Annotated in this window: 22 protein-coding genes; 8 read left to right on the forward strand and 14 right to left on the reverse strand. The window is 68.1% G+C overall.

All coding sequences use genetic code 11. The features are described from left to right. The first annotated feature begins 280 nt into the window (after positions 1-280). From AC5W7N_RS06885 to AC5W7N_RS06895, 3 genes are read left to right on the forward strand one after another with little or no spacing between them, the layout of a single operon-like run. On the forward strand, positions 281-1,099 hold the full coding sequence (locus AC5W7N_RS06885; RefSeq protein WP_228815173.1) for an ABC transporter permease: 819 nt from the start codon (positions 281-283) through the stop codon (positions 1,097-1,099). Continuing rightward, positions 1,096-1,827, forward strand: coding sequence for an ABC transporter ATP-binding protein (locus AC5W7N_RS06890; RefSeq protein WP_163810486.1), 732 nt, complete (start codon positions 1,096-1,098; stop codon positions 1,825-1,827). Before AC5W7N_RS06885 ends, AC5W7N_RS06890 begins: the two co-directional genes overlap by 4 nt. A 34-nt stretch (positions 1,828-1,861) precedes the next feature. Next, positions 1,862-2,848 carry an ABC transporter substrate-binding protein gene (locus AC5W7N_RS06895; protein WP_324197363.1) on the forward strand — a complete coding sequence of 329 codons (987 nt, stop codon included), beginning with the start codon at positions 1,862-1,864 and terminating at the stop codon, positions 2,846-2,848. Positions 2,849-2,897: 49 nt separating this feature from the next. On the opposite strand, the gene AC5W7N_RS06900 is transcribed toward AC5W7N_RS06895, so the two are convergent. The 9 genes from AC5W7N_RS06900 to AC5W7N_RS06940 form a co-directional block, all read right to left on the reverse strand. Continuing rightward, positions 2,898-3,623, reverse strand: a complete 726-nt coding sequence (locus tag AC5W7N_RS06900) for an HD domain-containing protein (protein ID WP_194991766.1) — start codon at positions 3,621-3,623, stop codon at positions 2,898-2,900. A 245-nt stretch (positions 3,624-3,868) separates the two neighbouring features. Continuing rightward, complete coding sequence (gene thiC / locus AC5W7N_RS06905) at positions 3,869-5,530, reverse strand: phosphomethylpyrimidine synthase ThiC (protein ID WP_178127494.1); 1,662 nt, start codon at positions 5,528-5,530, stop codon at positions 3,869-3,871. Between the two features lie 216 nt (positions 5,531-5,746). Continuing rightward, positions 5,747-6,220, reverse strand: coding sequence for a VOC family protein (locus tag AC5W7N_RS06910; RefSeq protein ID WP_195020183.1), 474 nt, complete (start codon positions 6,218-6,220; stop codon positions 5,747-5,749). Between the two features lie 148 nt (positions 6,221-6,368). After that, a complete protein-coding gene (gene fahA, locus AC5W7N_RS06915) occupies positions 6,369-7,544 on the reverse strand; it encodes a fumarylacetoacetase (protein WP_195020182.1) in 1,176 nt (391 codons plus the stop codon). Beyond that, complete coding sequence (locus AC5W7N_RS06920; protein ID WP_195020181.1) at positions 7,541-8,737, reverse strand: homogentisate 1,2-dioxygenase; 1,197 nt, start codon at positions 8,735-8,737, stop codon at positions 7,541-7,543. Before AC5W7N_RS06920 ends, fahA begins: the two co-directional genes overlap by 4 nt. 100 nt (positions 8,738-8,837) lie before the next feature. Continuing rightward, positions 8,838-9,458: a TetR/AcrR family transcriptional regulator gene (locus AC5W7N_RS06925; protein ID WP_163810473.1), complete on the reverse strand. Its 621-nt coding sequence runs from the start codon at positions 9,456-9,458 to the stop codon at positions 8,838-8,840. 63 nt (positions 9,459-9,521) lie between these two features. Next, positions 9,522-10,337: an exodeoxyribonuclease III gene (locus AC5W7N_RS06930; protein WP_195020180.1), complete on the reverse strand. Its 816-nt coding sequence runs from the start codon at positions 10,335-10,337 to the stop codon at positions 9,522-9,524. Positions 10,338-10,382: 45 nt separating this feature from the next. Next, positions 10,383-11,363, reverse strand: a complete 981-nt coding sequence (locus tag AC5W7N_RS06935; RefSeq protein WP_195020179.1) for an N-acetylglutamate synthase, CG3035 family — start codon at positions 11,361-11,363, stop codon at positions 10,383-10,385. After that, a complete protein-coding gene (locus AC5W7N_RS06940; protein WP_138449983.1) occupies positions 11,356-11,943 on the reverse strand; it encodes a peptide deformylase in 588 nt (195 codons plus the stop codon). Before AC5W7N_RS06940 ends, AC5W7N_RS06935 begins: the two co-directional genes overlap by 8 nt. Positions 11,944-12,160: 217 nt before the next feature. Between AC5W7N_RS06940 and napA the strand changes: the two genes are divergently transcribed. From napA to AC5W7N_RS06965, 5 genes are all read left to right on the forward strand, one after another. Continuing rightward, positions 12,161-12,502: a nucleoid-associated protein NapA gene (gene napA, locus AC5W7N_RS06945; protein WP_163810467.1), complete on the forward strand. Its 342-nt coding sequence runs from the start codon at positions 12,161-12,163 to the stop codon at positions 12,500-12,502. 18 nt (positions 12,503-12,520) lie between these two features. After that, positions 12,521-13,069: a LytR C-terminal domain-containing protein gene (locus AC5W7N_RS06950; protein WP_175585792.1), complete on the forward strand. Its 549-nt coding sequence runs from the start codon at positions 12,521-12,523 to the stop codon at positions 13,067-13,069. 122 nt (positions 13,070-13,191) lie between these two features. Further along, positions 13,192-13,905 (forward strand): superoxide dismutase[Cu-Zn], encoded by a 714-nt coding sequence (gene sodC / locus AC5W7N_RS06955; RefSeq protein WP_163810465.1) that lies wholly within the window; start codon positions 13,192-13,194, stop codon positions 13,903-13,905. A 12-nt stretch (positions 13,906-13,917) separates the two neighbouring features. After that, positions 13,918-15,063, forward strand: a complete 1,146-nt coding sequence (locus AC5W7N_RS06960; protein WP_104360719.1) for a glutamate--cysteine ligase — start codon at positions 13,918-13,920, stop codon at positions 15,061-15,063. A gap of 125 nt (positions 15,064-15,188) precedes the next feature. Then, on the forward strand, positions 15,189-16,505 hold the full coding sequence (locus tag AC5W7N_RS06965) for a phosphatase PAP2 family protein (protein WP_195020870.1): 1,317 nt from the start codon (positions 15,189-15,191) through the stop codon (positions 16,503-16,505). Between the two features lie 159 nt (positions 16,506-16,664). Here AC5W7N_RS06965 and mnhG read toward each other — a convergent pair whose 3' ends face one another. From mnhG to AC5W7N_RS06990, 5 genes are read right to left on the reverse strand one after another with little or no spacing between them, the layout of a single operon-like run. Continuing rightward, positions 16,665-17,015, reverse strand: a complete 351-nt coding sequence (gene mnhG / locus AC5W7N_RS06970) for a monovalent cation/H(+) antiporter subunit G (RefSeq protein WP_195020178.1) — start codon at positions 17,013-17,015, stop codon at positions 16,665-16,667. Further along, the gene (locus AC5W7N_RS06975) at positions 17,012-17,272 is read right to left on the reverse strand and encodes a monovalent cation/H+ antiporter complex subunit F (protein ID WP_036540808.1); all 261 of its coding nucleotides are present in this window, start codon (positions 17,270-17,272) and stop codon (positions 17,012-17,014) included. The genes mnhG and AC5W7N_RS06975 overlap by 4 nt, the downstream gene beginning before the upstream one ends. Continuing rightward, positions 17,269-17,799: a Na+/H+ antiporter subunit E gene (locus AC5W7N_RS06980; RefSeq protein WP_194990612.1), complete on the reverse strand. Its 531-nt coding sequence runs from the start codon at positions 17,797-17,799 to the stop codon at positions 17,269-17,271. Before AC5W7N_RS06980 ends, AC5W7N_RS06975 begins: the two co-directional genes overlap by 4 nt. Continuing rightward, positions 17,796-19,391: a Na+/H+ antiporter subunit D gene (locus AC5W7N_RS06985; RefSeq protein ID WP_195020177.1), complete on the reverse strand. Its 1,596-nt coding sequence runs from the start codon at positions 19,389-19,391 to the stop codon at positions 17,796-17,798. Before AC5W7N_RS06985 ends, AC5W7N_RS06980 begins: the two co-directional genes overlap by 4 nt. Then, positions 19,388-19,771: a Na(+)/H(+) antiporter subunit C gene (locus AC5W7N_RS06990; RefSeq protein WP_163810457.1), complete on the reverse strand. Its 384-nt coding sequence runs from the start codon at positions 19,769-19,771 to the stop codon at positions 19,388-19,390. Before AC5W7N_RS06990 ends, AC5W7N_RS06985 begins: the two co-directional genes overlap by 4 nt. Positions 19,772-19,885: the final 114 nt, after the last annotated feature.

Below are 19,885 nucleotides of genomic sequence, written 5' to 3' on the forward strand. Positions count from 1 at the left end.
GCCGACGACCGTGTCGACGTCGGCTCGGGCGGCAGCTGCGGCGGACCGTACGGTTGCGGCGGGTACTGATACTGCGCCGGCGCGGGACCGAGCCCGGGGTGCGGTGGGTTCGCGGGCGGTGGATTCCCGGCGGGCCCCTCGGACGGCGGATTCTTCTGCGGCGGACAGTAAGTCATCGGAGCGTGACTCTACGGGGACGAAACGGCCGACCGGCCGCGCGATCGATTCACCCTGAGTACAACCCTGTCGGCGGGCCCGCGCCGGCCCGCATCATGCACGAATGCTTATGGAGAGGCGCACCGAGCGGGCCGAGCAGCGGGTTCCGCTGTATCGACGTCCGGGGTTCCTGCGTGCACTGGCTCCGATCGCGCTGCTGGTGATCTGGCAGATCGCCAGTAGCAGTGGGTGGGTGTCGGCGAAGAAACTTCCCGCGCCGTCGGTGGTGCTCGACGCCGGGCTGGAGCTGTATCGGTCCGGGCAACTGGGCGAGGCGCTGCTGGTGTCGGGCGAGCGGGCGCTGTACGGATTCCTGCTCGGCGCGGTGCTCGCGCTGGTGCTCGGCATTCTCGCGGGAATCAGCACGACCGGTGAATACGTGCTGGATCCGCCATTGCAGATGGTGCGAACCATCCCGCTGTTCGGGCTGATCCCGCTGTTCATCATCTGGTTCGGGATCGGCGAGGAACCGAAGATCTACCTGATCGCCCTCGGTGTGTTCTGCCCGCTGTACCTGAATACCTTCGCCGGTATTCGTCAGCTGGATCCGAAGCTGCTGGAGCTGAGCCGCACCCTGCAACTGTCGCTGTCCGAACGCCTGCGGTTGCTCATCGTGCCCGGTGCGTTGCCGCAGATCCTGGTCGGTGCGCGGCAGAGTCTCGGCATCGCCTGGCTGTCGCTGATCGTGGCCGAGCAGATCAACGCGAGCGCCGGCCTCGGCTTCGTGATCAACAATGCCCGCGAATTCCTGCGCACCGACATCGTGATCTTCGGGCTGCTCATCTACAGCCTGCTCGGGCTCGCCACCGATGCGATCGTGCGCGCGCTCGAACAACGTGCGCTGCGCTGGCGTCCGTCCGTCGACCGAGGAGTCCAACCATGACCGTCACCCAGCAAGTGGCCGCGCGTGCGGCGGCTCGAATCAGTGGCCTGGACAAGAGCTTCGGCGGGCGCAGCGTGCTCGATGGCGTCGACGTCGAGATCGCCGCCGGTGAGATCGTCGCGTTGGTCGGGCGCAGCGGCTCCGGGAAGTCGACGCTGCTGCGGATCATCGGCGGCCTCGAACAGGCCGATCGCGGAACAGTGACGGTGCAGGCGCAGCCGACGATCGTCTTCCAGGAGGCGCGGCTCATTCCGTGGCTTCCGGTCGTGCGCAATGTCGCGCTCGGGCGGCCGAGCCCGCGTAATCGCCGGGCCGACGAGAAGATCGCCCGGCAGCTGCTCGAGCAGGTGAATCTGCGCGAGCGCGCCGAGGCCTGGCCGCTCACCCTCTCCGGCGGTGAGGCCCAGCGCGTCGCCCTGGCCAGGGCATTGGTCGCGCACCCGACATTGCTGCTGCTCGACGAACCGTTCGGCGCCCTTGACGCGCTCACGCGCCTGGCCATGCACGATCTACTGCTGCGGTTGCAGGCCGAACGCGGATTCGGGGTGCTGCTGGTTACCCACGATGTCGCGGAGGCGGTCGCACTGGCCGATCGTGTGCTGGTGCTAGAGCACGGCCGCATCGCCGATGAGGTCCGCATCGATCTCGCCCGTCCGCGTCCGCATTCGTCGCCGGAGGCCGCCGAGCACGTCGCCCGGTTGCTGCGGCTACTCGGCGTCGACGCCTGATCCACCCGCTCCACTACGCAGGAAAGCAGTTCTGGTGAAACGACTCTCGATATTCCGGCTCGCAGGTGCGGCCATGGTGGCCGCCGCTGTCTTCGCCACCTCCGCATGCGGTGAGGAGGCCGCGCCCGCGCCGAGCGGGCCGGTGGACCTCAGTGCGGTGACCTTGAAAGTCGGGGATCAGAAGGCCATTTCGATCGAGGTGCTCTTGCGGGCCTCCGGCCAGCTGGAGAATCTGCCGTACAAGATCGAGTTCTCCACCTTCACAGCCGGCCCGCCGCTGATCGAGGCGGCCGGAGCCGGGGGCATCGATCTGGCGCAGACCGGCAATACCCCGGTGATCTTCGGTGCCGCCGCGAATGCCGATATCAAGATCGTCGGCGCGCTGGCGGCCACCGGTAAGGGCGATGCGATTCTCGTCGGCAAGGACTCGAAGGTCGCCTCGGTGGCCGATCTGAAGGGCAAGAAGGTCGCCGTCACCAAGGGCAGCTCGGCGAACGCGAACCTGCTGCTGCAACTCCAGAAAGCGGGCCTGAGCCTGGACGAGGTGGAACCGGTCTACCTGGCGCCCGCCGATGGCTACGCCTCGCTGACCCGCGGCGATGTCGACGCCTGGGCGGTCTGGGATCCCTACACCGCCATCGCGGAAAAGGAGGTCGGCGCCAAGTCCATCGCCTCCGCCGATCAGGCCGCCAACGGCTACAACTTCTGGGTCGCCTCGAACAAGGCCGTCGACGACCCAGGAAAGTCGGCTGCCATCCGCGACTTCTTCACCCGCTACGCCGCGGCCACCAAGTGGTCGTCGGACAACCTCGAGCTGTGGTCCACCAAGTACGCCGAACTGACCGCCATCCCCGTCGACGCCTCCCGCACCACCTGGACCCGCTCGATCAAAGAGCCGATCCCGCTGACCGACGAGGTGGTCGCCTCCGAACAGGAAATCGCCGACGCCTTCACCGAGGCAGGCGCCATCCCCGGCAAGGTCGCCTTCGCCGACTTCGTCGATCAGCGCTTCGAACAGTAGAAGCCGCCGTCGCGTGCGGCCATACGGAGCTCATGCCGCTCGGTGTATGTCAACTGGACAGGGACTTGTTCAGTGGATTCAACTGCACCGGAACTCGCATGCCCAGCTTCCACATCACCGCCGCTCGAGAATCCGGTCGCTCGTGCGCCTCCCGTCGCATGGCGACGAGGAAGGAGTCGGTGAACCGGTCGCGGGGGTGGATCCGCACGATGTCGGCCAGAAGTGCACGTGGCAGATCGCCGATCCGGCTGCCGGCGACATCGAGGTGCGCGGCGGCGTGCAACAGGTGCGCCTCCACCCCCTGCGCGGGATCCACTCTGACGTCCATGTGCAGGTCGATGGCCTCCTCGACGAGGTCGGCGAATTCAGCCGCGGCTCCCCACGTCAGCAGTTGCGCTCGCGCCACCGTCCCGCCGTGTGCGGCGAAACATGGTGACTGCTCCGGCGTGGGCCGATACCGATCGGTCAGCGCGATGTCGTGCAGCAGCGTTGCGACGTAGAGCAACTCTGGGTCGAAGCGGTGTCCGGCCATCTGTGCGAACGCTGTGCCGAAGTACCAGCAGCGCAGGCAGTGCTGCTGTAGTTCACCGCAGTAGACGGATTCGGCCAGCTCGAAGGCACGCCGGGTGAGTCTGCTGTCCGGTGGCGCCTCGGGCAGCTCCACCGCTGTCGAGCGGCCGCCGACGCCCAGCGTCGTCTTGATGACACCGGGCAGTCCGGCTAGTTGCGCGGTAGCGGCGCGTAGTGCGAAACCGATCTTCTGCTTGCGGTCCATCGCACCGCGCGGTCGAGACGGTCGTTCAGGCGCCTCCGATGCCGAACCACGCCGCGGTGCGGCGGGTTCTGTTCGGGGGAGATTCGCCTGGCGTATTTCCTGGCCGTCCATACCCACACCTATCCGCGTCTGATCGAGTCATTACCGATTGTCGGTATGGTAATGGACCGCGGGGTCCGGACAGCTGAGAAACAAACGCACGCCCTCGGCCGAATCCGGCCGGGGGCGTGCGTTTCTCGGTGCTGCTAGGAAACGACCGGCAGGTAGACCTTCTTGCCTGCGTCGGCGAACTCCGCGGACTTCTCCGCCATGCCCGCCTCGATGGCCTCCACATCGGTGAGGCCCTGCTTCTCGGCGTATTCGCGCACGTCGGCGGAGATGCGCATGGAGCAGAACTTCGGGCCGCACATGGAGCAGAAGTGCGCGGTCTTGGCCGGCTCGGCGGGCATGGTCTCGTCGTGGTATTCGCGGGCGGTGTCCGGATCCAGCGACAGGTTGAACTGGTCGACCCAGCGGAATTCGAAACGGGCCTTGGACAATTCGTCGTCACGCTGCTGGGCGCGGGGATGACCCTTGGCGAGGTCGGCGGCGTGCGCGGCGATCTTGTAGGTGATCACGCCGACCTTGACGTCATCGCGGTTGGGCAGGCCCAGATGCTCCTTGGGCGTGACGTAGCACAGCATCGCGGTGCCGGCCTGGGCGATGATCGCGGCGCCGATGGCCGAGGTGATGTGGTCGTAGGCCGGGGCGATATCGGTGGCCAGCGGGCCGAGAGTGTAGAACGGCGCCTCCTCGCACAGCTCCTCCTCCAGCCGCACGTTCTCCACGATCTTGTGCATCGGCACGTGGCCTGGGCCTTCGATCATCACCTGCACACCATGCGATTTCGCGATCTTGGTGAGCTCGCCGAGAGTGCGCAGCTCGGCGAACTGGGCCTCGTCGTTGGCGTCGGCGATGGAACCGGGGCGCAGGCCGTCACCGAGGGAGAAGGTGACGTCGTAGCGGGCCAGGATCTCGCACAGTTCCTCGAAGTGGGTGTAGAGGAACGACTCCTTGTGGTGGGCCAGACACCAGGCCGCCATGATCGAGCCGCCGCGCGAGACGATGCCGGTGACGCGCTTGGCCGTCAGCGGCACATACCGCAGCAGCACGCCCGCGTGCACCGTCATGTAGTCGACGCCCTGCTCGCACTGCTCGATGACGGTATCGCGGTAGATTTCCCAGGTCAGCTTGGTGGGATCGCCGTTGACCTTCTCCAGCGCCTGGTAGATCGGCACCGTACCCACCGGGACCGGCGAGTTGCGCATGATCCACTCGCGGGTCTCGTGGATGTTCTTGCCGGTGGACAGGTCCATGATGGTGTCGGCGCCCCAGCGGGTGGCCCACACCATCTTCTCCACCTCCTCGGCGATGGAGGAGGAGACGGCGGAGTTGCCGATATTGGCGTTGATCTTCACCGCGAACTTCTTGCCGATGATCATCGGCTCGCATTCGGGATGGCGGTGGTTGGCGGGGATCACCGCGCGGCCCGCGGCGACCTCGTCGCGCACCAGTTCCGGTGAAACCCCTTCGCGCGCGGCGATATAGCGCATTTCTGCGGTGATGATGCCCGCCCGCGCCCAGGCCAGCTGGGTGCGCGGGCCGTCGATCTGCGGCTTGGGCCATTCGTCGCGCAGCTTGGGCAGGCCGGCTTCGAGGTCGATGGTCGCGGTGTCGTCGGTGTACGGGCCCGAGGTGTCGTAGACGTCGAAGTGCGCGCCGGTGGTCAGATTGATCCGGCGCACCGGGATGCGCAAGGTCAGCCCGTCGGCCTCGACCTCTTCGTAGTGCTTGACGCTGCCCTCGATCGGGCCGGTGGTCACCGTGTCGACCCCTGCGGTGGTCGCGGAACGGCCGGTGGAACCCATATTTTTCCTCCCTACGCCGGCATTACCCGGTCAGGTTCATACGGTCGACGGCCCTGATCCGCCCGGCATCGGGCTAGCCGTCCTCTCAGCCCGCTGGTGCGAGCCCCCGTTGGCGTGATGCGTACCCGCCCGACCATACCCGCCCCGCTGCGCGCCCGGAGCAGACCTGGGCGCGGCATCCGAACTCACCGCCGGATACCGCACCGGGTGAGCAGATCAGGCGTTCTCGTAGGCGGCGCGCATCGCCCGCAGGTCGATCTTCTTCATCTTCAGCATCGCCGCGGTCGCGCGGTCGACCGCGGCCGGATCGCCGGTGAGCAATTCATCGGCTTCGGTGGGCCACACCTGCCACGGGACTCCGTACTTGTCGTAGAGCCAGCCGCATTCGATCTCCGTGCCGCCGCCGGCGAGCAGGGCGTCCCAGAGCCGATCGACCTCGTCCTGGCTGTCGCAATTGATCAGCAGCGACATCGCGTGGGTGTACTGGAACTCGCCGCCGCCGTTGATGGCGGTGAAGCGCTGACCGGCGAGTTCGAAGTCGACGGTCATGACCGCTCCCGGTTCGCCCATCCCGCTGTCGCTGAACCGCAGCACCCGGATGATCGTGGAGTCCGGGAACAGCGAACAGTAGAATTCGGCGGCTTCCTCGGCGTTGCCGTCGTACCAGAGGTTGGTGACGATCTTCTGCATGATCGGTGTCCTCCCGCTCGATGAACTGGGCTTATCGATTCAGACTGCGCGCTCGCGCGGAATTCATCGCGGTTTCCGCTGAACGGCGCAGCGGCGGCCGGCTGATCGGGCAGATCGAGACAGGAGGCCCGCCACCGTGCCGGCGGAGTCATTCGTGCGCGGGCAGGATCCGTCCGGTGACTTCGCCGAGTCCGAGGCGGGTACCGTCGGCCGCCGGTGCGGTGGCGGTGATGGTGACCTCGTCACCGTCGAGCAGGAAGGTGCGTTCGGCGCCGTCCAGGCTGATCGGCTCGGTGCCGCCCCAGGACAGTTCCATGAACGAACCACATTCTCCGGCGGCGGGGCCGGAGATGGTGCCGGAGGCGTAGAGATCGCCGGGGCGGGTGGCGGCGCCGTTGACGGTGAGATGCGCCAGCATCTGGGCCGGTGACCAGTACATCCGGGCATACGGCGGATGCGACACCGGAACGCCGTTCCAGTGCACGGCCAGCTCGATATCGAGGCCCCATGGTTCGGTTTCGCGCAGGTAGGGCAGGGGCGCCGGGTCCTGCGGCGGTGGCGATATCCGGGCCGATTCCAGGGCCGCGAGCGGGGTGATCCACGCGCTCATCGACGTCGCGAAGGATTTCCCGAGGAAGGGCCCGAGTGGCTGATATTCCCAGGCCTGGATATCGCGGGCGGACCAGTCGTTGATCAGCGCGACGCCGAAGACATGCTCGGCGAAGGCGGCGGTACTGATCGAGCTGCCGAGTGGGGAACCGACGCCGACCACGAACCCGAGCTCGGCCTCGATATCCAGCCGCCGCGAAGGCCCGAAATCCGGTGTGGCCGAATCGGTTCGCCGTTGGCCGCGCGGACGCGCGATATCGGTGCCGGACACCACGACCGTTCCGGCCCTGCCGTGATACCCGACCGGCAGGTGCCGCCAATTCGGTAGTAGCGGTTCGGATCCCGGGCGCAGCAGCTTTCCCAGATTCGTGGCGTGGTCGATGCTGGCGTAGAAATCGACGTAGTCGCCGATCCGCACCGGAAGCGCCAGCCGCGCCGCGGCCAGCGGGCAGACCGCATCGGCGGAGAGTTCGCCCTCGACCAGTTCGCGCACCCGCTCCCGCACCTGCGCCCACCGCTGCGGGCCCTGCGCCAGAAAGGCATTGAGATCGGGCCGGGCGAAGACGGGATCGTCCAGGGCGAGGGCCAGATCGATGACGTGATCGCCCACCCGCACCCCCACGCGGTATTCGTCGCCCCCCGGGGCGAACACCCCGTACGGCAGATGCTCGGGCCCGAACGGTGCATCCGGCGCGACCTCGATGCGCGTCTTCACCGCGGGCCCCGCCCGGACCAGGTCCACGCGTAACCGGGATCTTCGCAGGCCAGCGCGCCCTCGCCGAGTTCGAGCGGGCGGAAGGTGTCGACCATCACGGCCAGCTCGTCGAAGAATTCCACTCCGATGCTCGCCTCGTACGCACCGGGCTGCGGACCGTGCGCGTAGCCGCCCGGATGCACCGAGATCGAGCCCTGCCCGATGCCCGAGCCGCGCCTGGCCTCGTAGTTCCCGCCGCAGTAGAACATGATCTCGTCGGAATCGACATTGGAATGGTAGTAGGGCACCGGGATCGACAGCGGGTGATAGTCGACCTTGCGCGGCACGAAATTGCAGACCACGAAGTTGGTGCCCTCGAAGGCTTGATGCACCGGCGGCGGCTGATGCACCCGTCCGGTGATCGGTTCGAAATCGCTGATATTGAAGGTGAACGGATACAGGCAGCCATCCCAGCCCACCACATCGAACGGGTGGGTGGCGTACACCATTCTGGTGCCGGCGATCTGTGCACCCGGCCGGTGCTTGACCAGCACTTCGATGTCGGTGCCGACGGCGAGCAGCGGTTCGGCCGGGCCGTGTAGATCGCGTTCGCAGTACGGCGAATTCTCCAGCAGCTGACCGTATTTCGACAGATAGCGCTTCGGAGGCGCGATGTGACTCGACGCCTCGATCACATAGGTGCGCAACGGGTCGGGCCCGATCGGCAGCCACCGGTGGGTGGTGGCCCGCGGGATCAGCACCTGATCGCCCTGCCGGGCGGGCAGCGCGCCGAAGACCGTCTCCACCACGGCGGCGCCGGATTCCACATAGACCAGCTCGTCGCCGATGGCATTGCGGTACAGCGGAGAGGCGGTGCCCGCGACGACGTAGGACAGGCGGACGTCGGCATTGGCGAGCAGCAATCGGCGTCCGGTGACCACGTCGATCTCGGCCCAGCTGTCGCCGGGGAACAGCTCGTGCAGCCGCAGATGCCGGTGGTGCAGCGGATGATTGGGGGTCGTCGACTGATCGGGCAGCTCCCATACCGTCGTCTCGACGATCGCCGGCGGCAGCCCGCGGTGATACAGCAGCGAGGAGTCGCCGGAGAAGCCCTCCTCACCCATGAGCTCCTCGTAGAACAGGCGCCCCTGATCGTCGCGATGCTGGGTATGCCGCTTCGGCGGCACCGACCCCACCTGCCGATAGAAAGCCATGACCACACCTCCCGCCGAACGGACGGACAGCCGGTTCCATCGTATGCCGCGACCACTGGTGTCAGGGGCGGCTCGCGATGGGAGGTGCTCGCGACCCGGCTCAGGCGTTGCGCAGCGCCCGGTAGACCGCGGCGCCGACGAACGCGCCCAGTTCCTCGGGAGTCCACTGCCCGTCATCGGCGAGCAGGCTGCGCACCGCGCCCTCACCGGCCGAGATCCACTGCTCGACCAGGACCGGGAGCTTACGGTCGGCGTCCTCGATGCCCCAGGCCCGCAGCGTCGGGCGCAGCAGCCGGGTGCAGCGCTGCACGACGAGCGCGCGGCCACGGCCGAACGAACCAGCGACGGCCGGGTCCGGGTTGCCGTAGAGCAGCAGCCACGATTCCGGCCGGGCCGCGACCACTTCGAGCAGGGCGCGGAAGCCCTCGACGAAGACGGGTTCGCCGGCGTCGACGTCCCGTTCGCGCAATGCGCCGAACACCCCGTCGGCGACGTAGCCCTCCTCGCGTCGGATCAACTCCTCGATCAGCGCCACCCGATCGGGAAAGCACGCGTACACCACTGGACGGGTGACGTTCATCCGCTCGGCGACCGCGGCGATGGTGACGGCCGCGATGCCCTGTTCGATGGCGATGGCCAAGGCGGCGTCGAGCACCTGCGGCCTGCGCCGTTGCGGCCCGAGATGCTGCGCACGCGGCCGCACCGCGGATTCGGTACTCATGCGCCAACGGTATCAGTGCCGCGACCGGTCGCCGCAGCCTCGGACTGCGCGCTACCGGCGTGCTCAGCCGGTGAACTCGGCGATCACCGGCGCGTGGTCGCTGGCGCCCTTGCCCTTGCGCTCCTCACGATCGACCACCGCGTCGGTGGCGGTGGCCGCGAGCGCGGGGGAGGCGAGGACGAAATCGATGCGCATGCCCTCTTTGCGTGGGAAACGCAGCTGGGTGTAGTCCCAGTAGGTGTAGACGCCCGGGCCGGGCGCGAAGGGGCGCATGACGTCGGCGAAGCCGGTGTCGAGCACCGCGGCGAACGCGTCGCGTTCGGGTTGCGAGGTGTGCGTCTTGCCCGCGAAGAACTCCGGAGACCAGACGTCGTCGTCGGTGGGAGCGATATTCCAGTCGCCGACCAGCGCGATCTTGGCCTGCGGGTCCTCGGCGAGCCAGCGGGCGGCGTTATCGCGCAGGGTTGCCAGCCATTCCAGCTTGTAGGCGTAGTGCGGGTCGTCGAGTGCGCGGCCGTTGGGCACGTACAAGCTCCACACCCGCACTCCGTCGCAGGTGGCGCCGATGGCGCGCGATTCCACCACCGGGGTGGCGATCAGCGATTCGCCCGCGTTCTTGTCGAAGCCGGGCTGGTCGGGGAACGCCAACTCCACATCGGCCAGCCCGACTCTGGACGCGATGGCCACCCCGTTCCACTGGTTGATGCCCAGATGCGCCACCTCGTAGCCGAGCGCGTCGAAGCGGTCGTAGGGGAACTGGTCATCGCGGCATTTGGTTTCCTGGATGGCCAGCACGTCGATGTCCTGGCGGTCGAGGAAGGCCGCGACTCGGTCGATCCGGGAGCGGATCGAGTTGACGTTCCAGGTCGCGAGGCGCACGGGGTTCCTTGTCGAAGAGAGGTGAATGAACGGCCTGATCCCGTTCTACCGGACCACCGGGATGCGGGGGCCGGGGGCGGCGTAGCGGTAGTGATGGTGGTCGAGGAAGCCGAGCTCCCGGTACAGCGCGAGCGCGCCCGCGTTGTCGGCCTCCACCTGCACGTAGGCGTGGGTGGCGCCGCGGTCGCGACCCCAGCGGATCAGCTCGGCGCACACCAGCGAGGCCAAGCCGTGCCTGCGATGCTGAGCCGCCGTCGCCACGCAGGTCAGCCCGATCCAATGCCTGCCGTCCGGGGCGACGGTGAGCGCGCCACGGCCGATCGCGATGGGCTGGGGCAGTCCGAGCGAGGCGAAGCGGACCTCACCCGCCCGAACCGAGGTGAGTACATCGAGATCGGGCAGCGGTGCGGCAGGATCGCCGGGTTCCTCCCCGCGGCGGCGATGCAGGTCAAGCCACGCCGCATCGGGGGCGGGGGCGATGCGCACCATCGACGGACCACGCGGCAGCACGAAGTTGTCCAGATCGATCCCGAGCACCGCCGTCTCGCCCCAGGTGTGCCAGCCCGACGGCGGTGGCGCCAGCCGGTCGGGCAGTTGCAGCCGCAACGGCAGGCCACGCTCGGCCATCCAGGCACCGATCCGCTGCAGCGCGTCGGCCGAAACCAGCGGTGGTCCATCGGAATTGCCCAGGGGGACAGCGGAGTTCGCGCGGTCGGTGTAGCCGTTACCGGCGCGCACCAGCCAGCCGTCGATCCAGGCGTGCTCGGCGCCGGGCCAGCCGTCGGCCGCCGCGGCCTCCAGCGCGCGGATCTCGCGGGTACGGATCGGCCTGGGGCCCAGCGCTTTCAACGCGACGACGCGATCGGTCGACACCGACACCACCTGGCCGTCGGCGCCGCGCACCGTCGGCGGGTCGAGTGAGACCAACTCGCCGATCACATCCGTCATCGGCTGCGGGTAGCCCTCCGGCAGCAGATACCGCATGACCACCCGGCGACCGAGCGGAATACCTGCGGAATCAGTCATGCCCGAACGGATCCGGCACGGTGCCGGGTAGCCAGCTCAAACCCGGTGTGCCCCAGCCATTGCGCTTGATCGCCTTCTTGGCGGCGCGAGCATTGCGGCCGATCAGCACGTCGACGTAGAGGAAGCCGTCGAGATGGCCGACCTCGTGCTGCAACATCCGGGCGAAGAAACCCTTGCCCTCGATCTCCACCGGTTGGCCGTGCTCGTCGATGCCGGTGACCTTGGCCCACTCGGCCCGGCCGGTCGGGAACTGCTCGCCGGGCACCGACAGGCAGCCCTCTTCGTCGTCATCGGGATCGGGCATGGTCTCGGGGATCTCGGAGGTCTCCAGCACCGGGTTGATCACCGCGCCGCGACGCCGGGTGACGGTGCCGTCGGCGGCCTGATCCGGGCAGTCGTAGACGAACAGCCGCAGCGGCTTCCCCACCTGGTTAGCGGCCAGGCCTACGCCGTTGGCCGCGTCGAGCGTCTCGTACATGTCCGCGATCAGCCCGGCCAGCTCCTCCGGCGACTGAGTCACCCGCTCGGTCGGGTTGTGCAGAACGGGATCGCCGACGATGACGATAGGGAGGATTGCCATGCGCCCAATTTTGCCGCCTCGTCCTCGCGCGGTGCGCGCCGCCCCTCGGCGGGTCCGTTCGGAAGCCGGGAAACGCGCGCGGCCCGCCGTCGCGACGCGTAACCGCTGGTACCGGACACGCCGTCGGACAGACCGCACGATCGGCTATCCCCATGGTTGAATGATCGGCGACGTACAAGCATCATTTCGTCCGACGGTGACTCGGCGAGGGAGCAAGATGGACGGCGCAGCAGCGCGGGACCTTTCCGCAATCCAGGACAGCCCTTCTACGAGCGACGAGGTCACGGCCACTCAGCAGGCCGATGACGACGGCCTGAGCCGCCGCGAACACGACATCCTGGCCTTCGAACGCCAATGGTGGAAATACGCGGGTGCCAAGGAAGAAGCCATCCGCGAGCTGTTCTCGATGTCGCCCACCCGGTACTACCAGGTGCTCAACGCGCTCGTAGACCGCCCGGAGGCGCTGGCCGCCGACCCGATGCTGGTCAAACGGCTGCGCAGGCTTCGGGCCAGCAGGCGCAAAGCTCGTGACGCGCGCAAGCTCGGATTCCAGGTGTGACGGACTAGGCTCGAACAGGTGAGTTACCCGAAACCCACTTCCGGCGGGATCCCGCTGCGAGCGCTGGCGATGGTGCTGATCGCACTGGCCATCGTCTTCGCCGGTCTGGGCGCGATGTCGTTGTCGAGCGCGGACTCCGAGACCGAGACGGCCGCCGAGACCAGCGCGCCGGCAACGACCACCTCGGTCGCGGTGGCTCCGCAGGCCACCTCCGCGCGCACCACCACCGCGAAACCGACCACGACGACGGCGGCCCCGACCACCACCACCTCCACCACCCCGGTGCTGGATCAGTCGACGCCGATCCGGGTGCTCAACAACAGTCTGGTCGCCGGATTGGCCTCCCGGACGGTGAACCAGCTGAAGGCCAACGGCTGGACCAACGCGTCCGCCGGCAACTACGCGGGCTCCACGATCCCCGCGACCACCGTCTATTACGGCAACGCCGCCGGCGACAAGGCGGCAGCCGACGCCGTCGCGGCGATTCTGGGCGCCGGTGTGGCACCGATGATTCCTGGTTTGGGCGGCGGTTCCGCCGGCGTGGTCGTCGTGGTGACGGGTAACTGATCAAGAGTCCGACACGGCCCGAGGATCGAGCGACACGGCGGGCGTGGCATCATCTTGACCGATAAAACAACGTGTCCACCCAGCTTTACTCGTAAACTCGGTACTCGTAAAGGAGTTCCCCGATGGCACCGTCCACAACTCGTCGCCCGTCCTGGCGGACCGTGACCCCGGTGCTGGCGATCGCCGTCTTCGGCCTCACCGCCTGCACGAACAGCCAGGAATCGAGTGACGTCCAGGGAACCACCCCGCCGGTGTGGACGAGTTCACCCGCTCCGGCCGGTGCCGAGAGCGGTCACGGCGGTGGCCACGGCAGCACCGGCGCCGGCGGGCACGGTGAAACCCCGGCCGCCGGCGGTACCAAGGTCGAGCTGAAGGACGCCGCGGGCACCACCGTCGGCACCGCCGACATCGCCGAGGCGGGCAGCTTCCTGAAGATCAGCATCGAGGCGCACGGCCTGCGCCCCGGTTTCCACGGCCTGCACATCCACCAGGTCGGCAAGTGTGAGCCCAATTCGGTGGCACCCACCGGTGGTTCGGCGGGCGACTTCCTCTCCGCCGGTGGCCACCTGCAGGTCGGCGCCGCCAACGCGCATCCGGCCAGCGGCGACCTGACCTCGCTGCAGGTGCGTGAGGACGGCAACGCCACCCTGGTCACCACCACCGACAAGGTGAGCATGTCCGATATCCGCGGTAAGGCGCTGATCATCCACGCCGATTCGGACAACTTCGCCAATATCCCCAGCCGCTACAGCCATCCCGGCGGGACCGGCCCGGATCAGGCGACCCTCGCGACCGGCGACGCGGGCGGCCGGGTCGCCTGCGGCGTGATCCAGTAGGAGCGTGCCGGCATGGGTGGGGCTGGGATCGAGAGGGTTGTCTTCCACGGTTCGCCCCGCCCGACCATCGGCGTCGAATGGGAGATCGCGCTCGTCGACAAGGTGACGCGCGATCTGTCCAATACCGCTGCGGCGGTCTTCGATTCGGTCGGTGATCTGCGCGCCCACGACGGCACCCCGCAGGTCACCAAGGAGCTGCTGCGCAACACCGTCGAACTCGTCACCGGCGTGCACAACAGCGTCGGCGAGGCGATGGACGACCTGAGCGCGACCATGAACACGGTGCGCCGTGCCGCGGATCCGCTCGGCGTCGACCTGTTCTGCGCCGGCACCCATCCGTTCGCGCAGTGGTCGGCCCAGCAGCTCACCCGCTCACCGCACTACGACGAGCTGATCGAGCGCACCCAGTGGTGGGGCAGGCAGATGCTCATCTGGGGCGTGCATGTGCACGTCGGAGTGTCGCACCAGGACAAGGTCTTTCCGATCCTGAACTCGCTGCTGCTGTCGTATCCGCATCTGCTCGCGCTGTCGGCGTCCTCGCCGATGTGGTCGGGATCCGATACCGGTTATGCCAGCAATCGCGCTCTCATGTTCCAGCAGCTGCCCACCGCGGGGCTGCCGTTCCAGTTCGAGAACTGGACCCAGTTCGAGTATTTCGTGCACGATCAGTTCAAAACCGGTGTGTTCGAACAGCTCGGCGGCATGCACTGGGATATCCGGCCTGCACCCAAATGGGGCACGATCGAGGTGCGCGTCTGCGATGGCATCTCCACCCGCGCCGAGCTGGCCGCGATGGCGGCGTTCATCCACTGCCTCATCGTCGACCTGGACCGGCGGGTGGACAACGGCGAACAACTGCCGACCCTGCCGCCGTGGCATGTGCAGGAGAACAAATGGCGGGCCGCGCGCTACGGGCTCGACGCCATCGTCATCGTGGACGCCGACAGTAATGAGCGACTCGTCACAGATGACCTCGATGAGCTATTGAACCGTTTGGAGCCGACGGCCAAACTGCTCGGCTGTGCCGACGAGCTCGCCTCGGTGGCCGAAATCCCCGTCCGCGGCGCCTCCTACCAGCGTCAGCGCAAGGTGGCGGCGGCCGCACAGGGCGATCTTGTCGCGGTGGTCGACGCGCTGGTCAAGGAACTCGACCAGTAACGGCGCGGGCCGTGGTCGCCTGACGTTCCCTCGGCCAGGGGGATGACGTTCACCTGCCGTTTAACATGGTCGATGTGCTAGTCGAAGATCCGAACTCCAGAGTTGGCGCCGCGGCCCGATTGTCCATGCCGCGTACTCGGATTCGGGTCCTCGCACTCGGCACCGCGATCGCCGCCGTGCCTGTCTTGTTGATCGCCCTCCAGGTGGTGGCGTCCACGCAGGGGTTCGAAGGTCCGCTGGAGAGTCTGTGGCGTGATTACGCGGGCACGCCGAAGTCGATGACGGTGCCGTGGGCCGGCCTGGTGCTGGCGCTGGTCGGGTTGCCGGCGCGGCGGCGGATCATCGCGCTGTGCGCGGCGGTCGGCATCGACGTCGTCTGCGCGGGTGCGCGCATGCTGGCCGGTGAGCCGTTCACGGTGGGCAATGGCCCGGTGATCGTGCTGACCGCGATCGCGGTGCTGGCCCTGGTGCGCTGGGACGGCGTCGAACGGCGCAATGCCCTGCACGCGGCGGCTCTCGGCGCGCTGCTGATCCTGGCCACCAAGGTCGGTGACGTCTGGCTGCACGTCACGATCCTCACCCAGCCGCAGGTGCTCGACGAATACGTGATGCTCGCCGATCACGCGCTCGGCGACCCGTCCTGGGTGATGGGGCGGGTGCTGGAGACCCTCGGCCCCTCGGTCGAGGCGGTGCTGCACTGGGTGTACATCGAACTGCCCGCCGCGGCGATCGTGGTGGCGGTGTGGCAGCTGCGCGGGGTGGTGTCGACCGGACGCTGGCCCGGCCACTACCTGGTGCGGACGTTCTTGGTGCTCGGCCTGGTCGGCCCGCTGATCTATGTGCTGTTCCCGGTGGTGGGCCCGATGTTCGCCTTCGGCGCCGACGGCGCCGGATTCCAGCTCGGCAACTATTGGCCGCAGGTGGTGCCGCCGATCGACCGCAATCCCTCGGCGCTGGATTTCGACTCGGTGACCCCGCGCAACTGCATGCCGTCGATGCACACCGCATGGGCGCTCGCGGTGTTCCTGCACACCCGTCGGGCTGCCGACGGCAGCCTGGCCCCGCGCTGGCTGCGCTGGGGTGGCATGTTCTGGCTGCTGTGCACGCTGGCCGCGACGCTCGGCTTCGGCTACCACTACGGCGTCGACCTGGTGGCGGGCGCGGTGCTGTGCCTGACCGTGGAGTCGGCGCTGCGCGAGCCCGAGCGGGGGTGGGGTTGGTTCCGCATCCGGCTGGTCGCAGGCGGTGCGTTCGTGCTGGCCGCGCTGCTGATCTCCTACCGCTACCTGGCCGTGCCGATGGCGGAGTATCCGGTGCTCGCGGGCACCATCGTGCTGGCGCTGCTGGCGGCGGTGGCGGCGGCGTTCCACGGGACGTGGTTCGCCCGTCGGCAGAAGGCGCGGGCCGAGGACCTGGAATCGGTCGGAGCCTCGGCCGAGTAGGCGCGGCACGGGTTCGTTCCCACCCGGTCGAGCGCTGTTCGACGGCGCGGAGCGCGATGAGCCGAGTAGCCGGCCCCCGAGCTCGGTTCCCCGGCCCTGGTCGAGCGCTGTTCGATCGCGCGAAATTCGACGCGATGAGCCGAGTAGCCGGCCCGCCGCTCAGTTCCCCGGCCGCTGGTCCAACTCGTTGCCCAGTTCGTTGACGGCGAGCAACCCGTCGCGGTGCCGTTGCTCGCGGTAGGCCGTGCGGCCGATCAGATGCGCGATCACCGGTGCGGTGAGCAGGGTGAACAGGCCGACGAGCACGAGCATCCAGGCGTCCGGGCTGTCGTAGACCCGGATGATGGTGCCGACCAGCACCAGGTTCAGACCGATGACCTGCGGTTTGGTGGCCGCGTGCATGCGCATCAGGGTGTCGGGGAACCGGACGATGCCGATGGCCGCGGTGAAGGCCAGGCCCGCGCCGAGCACGATCAGGATGCCGGAGATCCAGTCCAGGATGGCGATCATCGGTCGTCCCGCACGCGGAATCGGGAGACGGCGGCCGAGCCGAGGAACCCGACCAGCGCCAGCGCCACGATGGCGGGCACCACGGTGGTGTCGCGGCTGTAGGCGGCCCACACCGCGAGCCCGCAGATGGCCATCGCCACCAGCGAGTCGATGCCGACCACCCGGTCAAGGGTGCTCGGCCCGGCCAGGGTGCGGTAGGCGGTGATCACCGCGGCCGCCACCAACAGGATCGCGGCCGTCACGGCGACGACGATCATGCGCTCACCTCCGGTACCGAACGGGCCGCCGGACGCTGGAAGCTGGCGATCAGCAGCCGCTCCAACCGGCGGGTGGTGCTGTAGAACTTGTCCACCGCCTTATCGCTGCCCACATCCATGACGTGCACGTACACCACGCAGCGTTCGCGATCGAGTTCCAGCACCATGGTGCCGGGAATGAGATTGAGCAGATTGGTACACAGCACGAGCACCAGATCCGATTTGAAGCTGAAGTACACCCGCAGCACGCCCGAGATCGGCGGCGGCGCCGGCCGCACCGCGAACCAGGCCACCTGCACACTCGATTCGAGCGCGTAATAGATGCTCACCGCGATCAGCTGGATCAGCGGTACCGGGCGCACCCAGCCGGTGACGGGTACCCGCGGCAGCGGCAGCGTCACCATGATCAGCGCGCCGACCACCAGCCCGGCCAGCACATTGGCCACGCTGAGCCGGCCCCACAGCGCCACCCACACGGCGGCCAGCCAGCACAGGACGGCGATCCGGATCACGGTTTCCCGGCTCATCGCGGCTCCGATCCGAGCACGGCGGTGATGTAGACGCCGCGGTCGCGTAGGTCGTCGGCGGCCCGGTCGGCGATGTTCAGGATCGGCCCGGCCCAGACCGTGAGCGCGATCCCCACCCCGACCAGGGCGGCGGTCGAGGTCACCATCAGGGCGGGCATCCGGCCGGGATCGGCGCGCTCGTCGTAGAGCGTGTCGGTGGAATCCTCCACCAGGGTCGGCAGCGTGGCGGCGGCCAGATGGCCTTCGGTGGCCTCGGCGCGCGGCCGCCAGAACGCCTTGCTCCACACCCGCGCCACCACATACAGGGTGAGCAGGCTGGTGACCACCGAACCGGCGACCAGCGTCCAGGCCAGCACGCTGCCGTTCTGCGCGCCCGCCTGGAGCAGGGCGACCTTGCCGACGAAGCCGGAGAACGGCGGAATCCCACCGAGATTCAGCGCGGGGACCAGGAACAAGATCGCCAGCAGCGGACTCGCCGCGGCCAGCCCGCCGAGCCTGCGCAGCGACGCCGAGCCCGCCTGCCGTTCGATCAGGCCGACCACCAGGAACAACGCCGTCTGCACCAGAATGTGGTGGGCGATGTAGTACACCGCGCCCGACAGGCCCATCCGGCTGGCCAAGCCGACCCCGAAGACCATGTAGCCGATGTGGCTGACCAGCGTGAACGACAGCAGTCGGCGGATATCGCTCTGCGCGATCGCACCGAGAATGCCGACGAGCATGGTCAGCAGGCCCGCGATGAGCAGCACATTATCGAAGCCGCCGTCGGGGAAGATCAGCGTGTAGGTGCGGATGATCGAATACACACCGACCTTGGTGAGCAGGCCGGCGAAGACCGCGGTCACCGGCGCGGGCGCGGTCGGATAGGAGTCGGGCAACCAGCTCGACAGCGGGAACACCGCCGCCTTGATGCCGAAGGCCACCAGCAGCACCGCGTACACCGCATTGCGGATGCCGACCGGCACCTCGTCCATCCGCAGCGCCAGCTGGGCCATGTTCAACGTGCCGGTGGCGCCGTAGGTCAAGGCGATGCCGGTCAGGAAGATCAGCGACGACAGCATCGAGACCATCACATAGGACACGCCCGCACGGATGCGTTCCTCGGTGGCGCCGAGGGTGAGCAGCACGAACGAGGCGACCAGCAGGATCTCGAAACCGACGAACAGGTTGAACAGATCGCCTGCCAGGAACGTCATCGACACGCCGGCGCTCAGCACCAGATACGTGGGCCAGAAGATCGAGGTGGGTTGCTCGGAATCGGCATCGCGAATGTTCTGGCCCGCGCCGTAGATGGCGACCGCGAGCAACACGATCGACGACACCAGCTCCATGGCGGCCGCGAGCCGGTCCACCACCAGGGTGATGCCGATCGGCGTCTCCCAGGCGCCGACCTGCAAGGCGGTGGTGCCATCCCGGTCGGCCAGGAACAGCAGCAGGCCGCAGACCACCACCGCCACCGACAGCGCGATCAGCGCGACCAGGCGCTGGGTGCGCGGACGCCGGCCGAACACCAGCGTCGTCGCGGCCGCGAGCATCGGGATCAGCACCGGCAGCGGCGTCAGCACCGGCAGCAGGTCGGACGACAGCATCATTCCTCGGGATCCTCCTGCTCGCGCGTGGCCGCGATCCCGACATCCTCCGGGTCGTTCTCGACATCATCGGTGGTGGTCAGGGTGTAGGAGCGGTAGGCGAGGGCGAGCACGAAGGCGGCAAGGCCCATGGTGATCACGATCGCCGTCAGCACCATGGCCTGGGCCAGCGGGTCGGCCATCTCCTCATGGGCGTCATCGGTGGCGCCGCTGATCGGCGGTTTCCCGTCCCCGCCCGCCATAGTGAGCACCAGCAGGTTCACCGCATTGCCGAACAGGATCATGCCGAGCAGCATCTTCGACACCGCCCGCTCGAGGATCAGATACACCCCGCAGGCCACCAGCACGCCGACGACGATCAGCAGCGTCAGGTTCACACTCACGCTGTGCCCTCCTGCGCATGCCCGGGGCGCCCTCCGTGGTTACGCAAGCTGCCTCCTCCGTGCGCTGACCCGGTCATGCGGTGCCCTCCTGCGCATGCCCGGGGCGCCCTCCGT

Source organism: Nocardia sp. CDC519 (assembly GCF_059509835.1).